Origin of the sequence: Acinetobacter sp. UBA2581, assembly GCF_002339435.1 — a bacterium.
GTDB lineage: Bacteria > Pseudomonadota > Gammaproteobacteria > Pseudomonadales > Moraxellaceae > Acinetobacter > Acinetobacter variabilis.
This window is the reverse complement of record NZ_DDLD01000002.1, coordinates 1-7,154: the sequence shown is the minus strand read 5'-3', so window position 1 is coordinate 7,154 and position 7,154 is coordinate 1. Positions and strand designations below refer to the sequence as shown.

General features: G+C 42.0%; 9 protein-coding genes. All 9 read right to left on the bottom strand.

Annotation, left to right across the window (positions count from 1 at the left end):
• Positions 1-70: 70 nt before the first annotated feature.
• The 9 genes from B3Q46_RS00055 to ureE all read right to left on the bottom strand — a co-directional run bounded on the left by B3Q46_RS00055 (position 71) and on the right by ureE (position 6,908).
• Positions 71-949, bottom strand: coding sequence for a DUF2971 domain-containing protein (locus tag B3Q46_RS00055; RefSeq protein WP_286712683.1), 879 nt, complete (start codon positions 947-949; stop codon positions 71-73).
• Positions 950-1,058: 109 nt separating this feature from the next.
• Positions 1,059-2,759 carry an urease subunit alpha gene (gene ureC, locus B3Q46_RS00050; protein ID WP_286712681.1) on the bottom strand — a complete coding sequence of 567 codons (1,701 nt, stop codon included), beginning with the start codon at positions 2,757-2,759 and terminating at the stop codon, positions 1,059-1,061.
• A 33-nt stretch (positions 2,760-2,792) separates the two neighbouring features.
• On the bottom strand, positions 2,793-3,104 hold the full coding sequence (locus B3Q46_RS00045; protein ID WP_005235571.1) for an urease subunit beta: 312 nt from the start codon (positions 3,102-3,104) through the stop codon (positions 2,793-2,795).
• Between the two features lie 9 nt (positions 3,105-3,113).
• The gene (ureA, locus tag B3Q46_RS00040; protein ID WP_004785859.1) at positions 3,114-3,416 is read right to left on the bottom strand and encodes an urease subunit gamma; all 303 of its coding nucleotides are present in this window, start codon (positions 3,414-3,416) and stop codon (positions 3,114-3,116) included.
• Between the two features lie 162 nt (positions 3,417-3,578).
• A complete protein-coding gene (locus B3Q46_RS00035; RefSeq protein WP_286712678.1) occupies positions 3,579-4,454 on the bottom strand; it encodes an urease accessory protein UreD in 876 nt (291 codons plus the stop codon).
• A gap of 43 nt (positions 4,455-4,497) precedes the next feature.
• Positions 4,498-5,064 carry a HupE/UreJ family protein gene (locus tag B3Q46_RS00030; protein ID WP_200228444.1) on the bottom strand — a complete coding sequence of 189 codons (567 nt, stop codon included), beginning with the start codon at positions 5,062-5,064 and terminating at the stop codon, positions 4,498-4,500.
• A 13-nt stretch (positions 5,065-5,077) separates the two neighbouring features.
• Positions 5,078-5,692, bottom strand: a complete 615-nt coding sequence (gene ureG / locus B3Q46_RS00025) for an urease accessory protein UreG (protein WP_004785864.1) — start codon at positions 5,690-5,692, stop codon at positions 5,078-5,080.
• 81 nt (positions 5,693-5,773) lie between these two features.
• Positions 5,774-6,439, bottom strand: a complete 666-nt coding sequence (locus tag B3Q46_RS00020; protein ID WP_005235565.1) for an urease accessory protein UreF — start codon at positions 6,437-6,439, stop codon at positions 5,774-5,776.
• On the bottom strand, positions 6,426-6,908 hold the full coding sequence (ureE, locus tag B3Q46_RS00015; RefSeq protein ID WP_005235563.1) for an urease accessory protein UreE: 483 nt from the start codon (positions 6,906-6,908) through the stop codon (positions 6,426-6,428). The genes B3Q46_RS00020 and ureE overlap by 14 nt, the downstream gene beginning before the upstream one ends.
• Between the last annotated feature and the right edge of the window lie 246 nt (positions 6,909-7,154).

Here is a 7,154-nt window from a genome sequence, read left to right as displayed (position 1 = left end):
CATAGCGAACAGTAAAATTGGGTTTGGTGATTTGATTTTACTACTTCGCTATTTTTTCAAGCTAATAGTGTCAACACACCCTAGATAAAAATGCTGCTAAAGTTTTAGTATTTTTATCTAGAATTGGGTGATTAGGAACAGTGATTTTAAAACTATTAGGTTTTAGAACAGCCTCATAAACTTTAATATCTTGTTGATAGTATTTATTAAAATAATTAATTGATTCAATTAAAGCCATTTTATTTGGGTCATGATTAGTGAGCTTTGCCCCCAAAATCACTGAAGATATATAAGTTGCAGGAATTTCTTTTAACAGTGAGTTAAAATTACTAGAGTCATAATCATGTGCTAATGTTCTAAATTCATTTTCATATGACCAATCTGTTGATTTTATTAAATATTGATTCGTAACGAAATCCAGCAATTTTGCTCCATTTGCTACATCAAACATTGCTAATGGATTTGATATATCTAAAGGAATTTTTGGAAATTCATTCTGATATTTTACAGCTTGGACATTAAATACCTCATGTACCATAGCTTTAGGATTAGGATGTGGGATTTTAAATTCAACTAAAAAACCTTTATGGCTTTGAGCATAATGAGACCACATAAGCATATTTAATGGATTATTATTAAAACAAGTTACACTCAGCTTTGCTTTTATAGCTGTAGAGAAATGTTGATGTAGAATTTCTTTAACATCATTCGGCGCATTATTGAATTCAATAGATGCCATACAATCATATGGATCATTAAAATTATCAGGATGGGTAAACTTTAATTGAAGTTTTTTAAATAAATTTAACACTTGACGCTTTGGATCAAAGCTTAAATGCTTATAGAGATAATAATACTGATCATCACATTTAATATTTTCAAATTGCCTTAAATAATCTGGTCTTGAGACTTCTTGCATAAGTACATGTAAAATTTTTTCTAAGTTCATAATAAAATCAATTTTTTTAGTCTTGATAAATTAACACTAAAGATTAAATTATATAACTCAAATATACTTTGAAAAAAAATCCCTCTTTTGAGAGGAATTTTAGAAGCAATTAAAACAAGAAATACCTCTGCGCCATCGGCAGCACTTCTGCTGGCTCACAGGTCAAATGTACACCATCAGCACGAACCTCATAAGTTTCTGGGTGCACTTCCATCACAGGACAGTAACTATTATGTTTCATGTCCTGTTTGGTTACTTGGCGCGTCGCCTTACAGGGTGAAATCAACTTTTTCAGACCTAATTTTTCATGTACGCCATTCTCAATTGCGACTTGCGACAAGAACGTAATACAGGTGTTATGCACTCCACGCGGATAAGCCCCAAACATTGGACGATAATGCACAGGCTGTGGCGTTGGAATAGAAGCATTAATATCACCCATCGGCGCTGCTGCAATCATCCCACCTTTGATAATCATGGATGGTTTCACCCCAAAGAATGCAGGTTTCCACAATACCAGATCAGCTAACTTACCTTCTTCAACAGAGCCAATTTCATGGCTTAAACCGTGAGTAATTGCAGGATTAATCGTATATTTGGCGATATAACGTTTAACCCGGTTATTGTCTTTATAGGCAGTATCACCTTCCAAAGGCCCACGTTGCACTTTCATTTTGTGCGCCGTTTGCCAAGTCCGTAAAATTACTTCACCGACACGGCCCATCGCCTGAGAGTCAGAAGACATCATGGCAATTGCGCCCATGTCCTGCAATATATCTTCTGCAGCAATGGTTTCGCGACGAATACGGCTTTCTGCAAAGGCCACATCTTCTGCAATCGCTGGATCTAAATGGTGACAGACCATTAACATGTCCAGATGTTCATCGATGGTATTGACGGTATATGGACGGGTTGGATTAGTTGAAGATGGCAATACATTCGGTTGACCAATGGCTTTTAAAATGTCCGGCGCATGTCCGCCACCTGCACCTTCAGTATGGTAAGTATGAATCGTACGGTTTTTAAAAGCTGCTAAAGTTTCTTCTAGAAAGCCACTTTCGTTTAGTGTGTCAGTATGAATCGCGACCTGCACATCATACTGGTCGGCCACAGTTAGACAGTTATCAATCGCTGCTGGTGTCGAGCCCCAATCTTCATGCAGTTTTAATCCGACTACACCAGCTTTAATTTGTTCTGCAATTGGCTCTGGCTGGCTTAAGTTGCCTTTACCTAATAAACCAATATTCATCGGTAAATCATCAATTGCTTGTAGCATTGTGGCAATATGCCAAGGCCCTGGAGTCACGGTTGTCGCAGAAGTTCCAGCTGCCGGACCTGTACCGCCGCCGACCATCGTGGTTGTGCCAGACATCAGTGCCGTTTCAACTTGCTGCGGGCAGATCCAGTGAATATGGGTATCAATTCCGCCAGCTGTTAATATTTGTCCTTCACCAGCAATGACTTCAGTTGCAGCACCCAATGGAATGGTAATATTAGGCTGAATATCCGGATTGCCGGCTTTACCGATTTTCCAGATTCGACCATTTTTTAAGCCTACATCTGCTTTAACAATGCCCCACCAGTCGACAATCAGCGCATTTGTAATGACAGTGTCAGCCACTTCAGATGACAAAAGTTGTGATTGACCCATACCATCACGAATGACCTTGCCGCCACCAAATTTAACTTCTTCACCATAAGTGGTGAAATCCTGTTCGACTTCAATGAATAATTCAGTATCAGCTAGACGAACACGATCTCCTACAGTCGGTCCAAACATTTCGGCATAAGCACGACGTGACATTTTCATGATTTATAAACCTTTATAATTCTGCTGCAATTTTTATGAATCGAGCTTGCCCATGATTCGCCCGGCGAAACCGTAAACCTCACGTTTACCTGCTAATGCAACCAATTCCACATCGCGTTTTTGCCCAGGTTCAAAACGAATCGCCGTTCCCGCTGCAATATTTAAGCGAAAGCCTTTGGCTAGTTCACGATCAAACTGCAAGGCATCATTCGCTTCGGCAAAATGGAAATGTGATCCGACCTGAATCGGTCGATCACCAATATTAGCAACAGTTACCTTCAAAACTTCCCGACCGACATTCATTTCAATATCGCTCTCAGGCGTAAAAATTTCTCCTGGAATCATGTACTGCTCCTATACGATCGGTTGATGGACAGTGACTAGCTTTGATCCATCTGGAAAGGTTGCTTCAACCTGCACTTCTGCAATCATTTCCGGAATGCCTTCCATGACATCATCACGTGTCAATAAGGTCGTACCGTAATGCATTAATTCACTGACCGTCATGCCATCACGCGCACCTTCAAGCAGTGCTGCAGAAATATAGGCAATGGCTTCTGGATAATTCAGCTTCAAACCTCGAGCTTTACGACGCTCTGCCACCAGACCCGCAGTAAAAATCAGCAGTTTATCTTTTTCTGTAGGGTTGAGTTCCATAACTGGCTCCTCATTGATATATATGTATTTCTAAGCAAAATATGTGCAAGATTCGATATTTGGTGTTCTCTCTCCCTTTGGGAGGGAGTTAGAGGGAGGGTTTTAATAAATGTTTAATCACCTCTCCCTAACCCTCTCCTATAAGGAGAGGGAATTAAAGGATTACGTCCGCCAAATCCTCGGAAATGCCTCATCCAGACCGAACCAGTAACGTCTTAATCGAGCGCGAATTGCAGCAAAACCATCATGGCATTGACGGACATCATCTCCCAGAAAACGTGCACTAATTACATCGCCAAGCAAAGTCAAGGTAATCGGTACATCCATCCGCATAATAAGCTCACGAATTAAATCGAGATGCTGTTCTAGATAAAAACTCGCGCGATATTTTTCAGGCGGTACAGCCCAGAAGCTACCCATCACCGCATGTCCATTCATACCTAGACACGAACTGAGCCAGCGGTCATTGCCTTTAAAATTCAAGGTATCTGCAACCAGCAATTTGTCTTTACGCCAAAGCTGAAATCGGTTTCGATACGCACCCTGTGCAAACTGCTCATCTCGTGCCTGACGACCGATCACCAGCATATCCCAACCAATAAAACTGGCTGCCGCATCCAAATGGACGATTGTTTCGGAACTGGCATTAGCCCCATCAAATAGCATAGTTTCTTGAGGTAGCCATTCAAAAATCGCATTGTCATTTAAACGGATATGAATGTGCTGAAAAGCCTGCTTGCCATTGGTTCTGTACCACTTACCCGCACCCGGTGTAGTCACCAAGGCATGGGCATTCGCATCCACCTGCATATCAAAAGTGAGATGATCTCCACCGGCGATCCCTGCTGGCGGATGCACGATAATGGCATGGCAAATCCCATTGGCTTCTGGCCATAACATTTTCTGGATGCGTACCGGTCCATGATGCTTGCGATGTTGCAAAATGGTTCGCGCAGTCTGTTGCTGCGCCTGAAATCCCATTTCCAGACGTGCATACCATAAGTTCTGCTGTGTGCTTTTTTCTGCCAGTTCGTGCATCAACAAATCAACTCAATTTCATCTGCGAATAATTAACGAAGTATTAAGCCAAGCCAATGACAGCAACAACTGCAGCTAGACCACCAACGATCTGCTTGCCATAAGGCACATATTTTTTCACGAATGCACCCAGAGCCAAGCCTGCACCATAAATCAAAGCCATTGCTGAAACCATACCGACAATTAATAGCGATACATGTCCACCTTGTCCCAATTCACTTCCATGCGCCACGCCGTGGAAGCTGGCCAATAAGATTGCAGCGACAGGCAAAACCTTATTCGATTTAGTCCACAGCGCAACAGCTAAAATGACCAGTGAAGCGATGATGCCTGACTCAGCCAGTGAAGTTGAAAGCAGACCCTTGCTACCGAGCACAAAGCCTGCAACCATCGCTACTGCCAGACCGATGAGACCCGAAATTTTCCAGCGTTGATTTGCAGTCCACATCAATACACCAAAGGCAATCGCCATCATCAGGTGATCTAAACCAGTAAAAGGATGGACAAAGCCAGACCAGAATCCACTGTGATGGTCATGTCCCGCGTGAGCAAATGCCAACATCGGTAAAGCTGCCACGCTTGCAACCAGTAACTGTTTGAATAGACGCATGATGAATTTCCCCTTAAGACTTAAATAAACCTTGTTTTTCGATAAAGCTGATAATTTCGTTCAAGCCATCTTGTGTTTTCATATTAGAAAATAAAAATGGTTTATCGCCACGCATCCGCTTCGCATCCTGATCCATCACCTCCAGGCTGGCACCGACCATTGGCGCCAAATCCGTTTTATTGATAATCAGCAAATCCGACTTGGTAATTCCAGGACCACCTTTACGTGGAATCTTCTCGCCACCGGCAACATCGATCACATAGAGAGTTAGATCGGACAATTCGGGACTAAAGGTTGCCGCAAGGTTATCGCCACCACTTTCAATAATGATCAGCTCCAGCCCATCAAACTTTTCACACAAATCATCAATCGCAGCTAGGTTAATGGACGCATCTTCACGAATCGCAGTATGTGGGCAACCACCTGTTTCTACACCGACAATACGGTCTGGCGACATCGCTTCATGACGGGTTAAAAAGTTCGAGTCTTCTTTGGTGTAGATGTCATTGGTCACCACTGCCATATTGTATTTTTCACGCAGTGCAAGACATAAATTCAGGGTTAAAGCCGTTTTACCTGATCCAACCGGACCACCAATTCCAACGCGTAATGGACTACGTTCTGACATGTTGATTTCCTTTTTTACAATTTCTTGGCACCAGTTTTAATGATGCTTTTCAATCTTTTTACTGCTGCTCTGGTCTGAAGATTACGACCGAAATAAGCGTGAATACTGGGTTTCATGCGACATGCTCAACATGGCATATTGCGGTAATGCGCTGCTGATTTCATAATCGTTCAAAGCTAATGCAGCCTGTACAGCTTCAGGAATTTCCTGATGTAATTGCCAAATAATCCGCTGCCCGCTCATTTGCCCGAGTGGAATGGTTTTTACTGCTGCCAGCACCTGATTTTCCAAAACCGTAAAGCTATAAGCAGTTAAGACATCGGCAAGATCTAAACCCAACTCACCACATAAATGTGCGTACACCGGCACAAACCCTAATTGCTTTTTTACGCTCGGCGGCTGTTTTAACACATCTCTAATCCATGCATTCAAGGAAAATGCCAACTGCTGTGATTCAGCCAGTAATTCTTTGGATTCTCGGCTCGCGCGGTATAGCTCTGCCCAATACTGAAACTGTTCAGGATTATCAAAAGACTCCACCAGACGCTTGAGTACTGGAAGCTCAAAACGCACCAGCAGCATTTCCAATACTTCCTGAAAATAGCTCACACAAGAGGCTTCATCATGTACCATGCTTTTTTCGATGGCGCTTTCCACCCCTTGCGAATAACAGTACGCTCCAATCGGCAATGCCGTTGAAGATAAAGTCAGCAAGCTGAGCAGTTGAGACGCATTAGTGATGGACATGATGCAAAGCCTTAATTGGGCTTAAACGGTGGTCATGCTGATGCTGTGCATAAGCACCGCTTTCTGGTTCAAATGGGTGCATGACTTCCTGAACTTCAAGGCCTAAACCCTGCACCATTTCAGCCAGTACATGATCCGGTTCAAAGTACAATGCAGTAGGTGTTAACATGAGAGGAACATGACGGTTCCCTAGGTGATAGGCTGCTTTTAATAAGTCAAAGCTATTGTTTGTAGTCACCTGCATCAATTTTTCAGGTTTCGCATCGACCCGAAGAATGTCACCCTGTTCAGTTGCTATAAAAGAACCACTACGCAAGATTCCAGTACGTGGTAAATCTGCACCAATATCGACACCATTTTTTAAAGTTGCACGAAAACGGCTCTTTTGTCGTGTATCGAATGTGAGTTCAAGAGACTCAAAATCACTTTCTGGTGCAATGTTTTCCAAACGTTGCGTATAAATTTTCATAACTACCCTACTGATGCTGATAAATCCTGTATTTGTTCCAAATTGAAACCAAATAATTTTTAGCATTTAAAATTTGCATCAAAATAAAGCAGTTATCGTGCCAACTTGGTTTGTTAAAAGATCTAAAATTGAATGAAAGATAAAATCTCAAAAGTTTTCGTTGAGCCAATCCGTAAGTTAAATTATTTTCTTGATTCAAAAATTTAAGCTAATATCTCTACAATGATTAGGGTGTGTTGACACTTT

Bases quoted from the DNA above. Each gene is read 5' to 3' on its own strand.
- B3Q46_RS00055 (WP_286712683.1), bottom strand. From the start codon at position 949: ATGAACTTAGAAAAAATTTTACATGTACTTATGCAAGAAGTCTCAAGA.
- ureC (WP_286712681.1), bottom strand. From the start codon at position 2,759: ATGAAAATGTCACGTCGTGCTTATGCCGAAATGTTTGGACCGACTGTA.
- ureA (WP_004785859.1), bottom strand. From the start codon at position 3,416: ATGGAACTCAACCCTACAGAAAAAGATAAACTGCTGATTTTTACTGCG.
- B3Q46_RS00045 (WP_005235571.1), bottom strand. From the start codon at position 3,104: ATGATTCCAGGAGAAATTTTTACGCCTGAGAGCGATATTGAAATGAAT.
- B3Q46_RS00030 (WP_200228444.1), bottom strand. From the start codon at position 5,064: ATGCGTCTATTCAAACAGTTACTGGTTGCAAGCGTGGCAGCTTTACCG.
- B3Q46_RS00035 (WP_286712678.1), bottom strand. From the start codon at position 4,454: ATGCACGAACTGGCAGAAAAAAGCACACAGCAGAACTTATGGTATGCA.
- ureE (WP_005235563.1), bottom strand. From the start codon at position 6,908: ATGAAAATTTATACGCAACGTTTGGAAAACATTGCACCAGAAAGTGAT.
- ureG (WP_004785864.1), bottom strand. From the start codon at position 5,692: ATGTCAGAACGTAGTCCATTACGCGTTGGAATTGGTGGTCCGGTTGGA.
- B3Q46_RS00020 (WP_005235565.1), bottom strand. From the start codon at position 6,439: ATGTCCATCACTAATGCGTCTCAACTGCTCAGCTTGCTGACTTTATCT.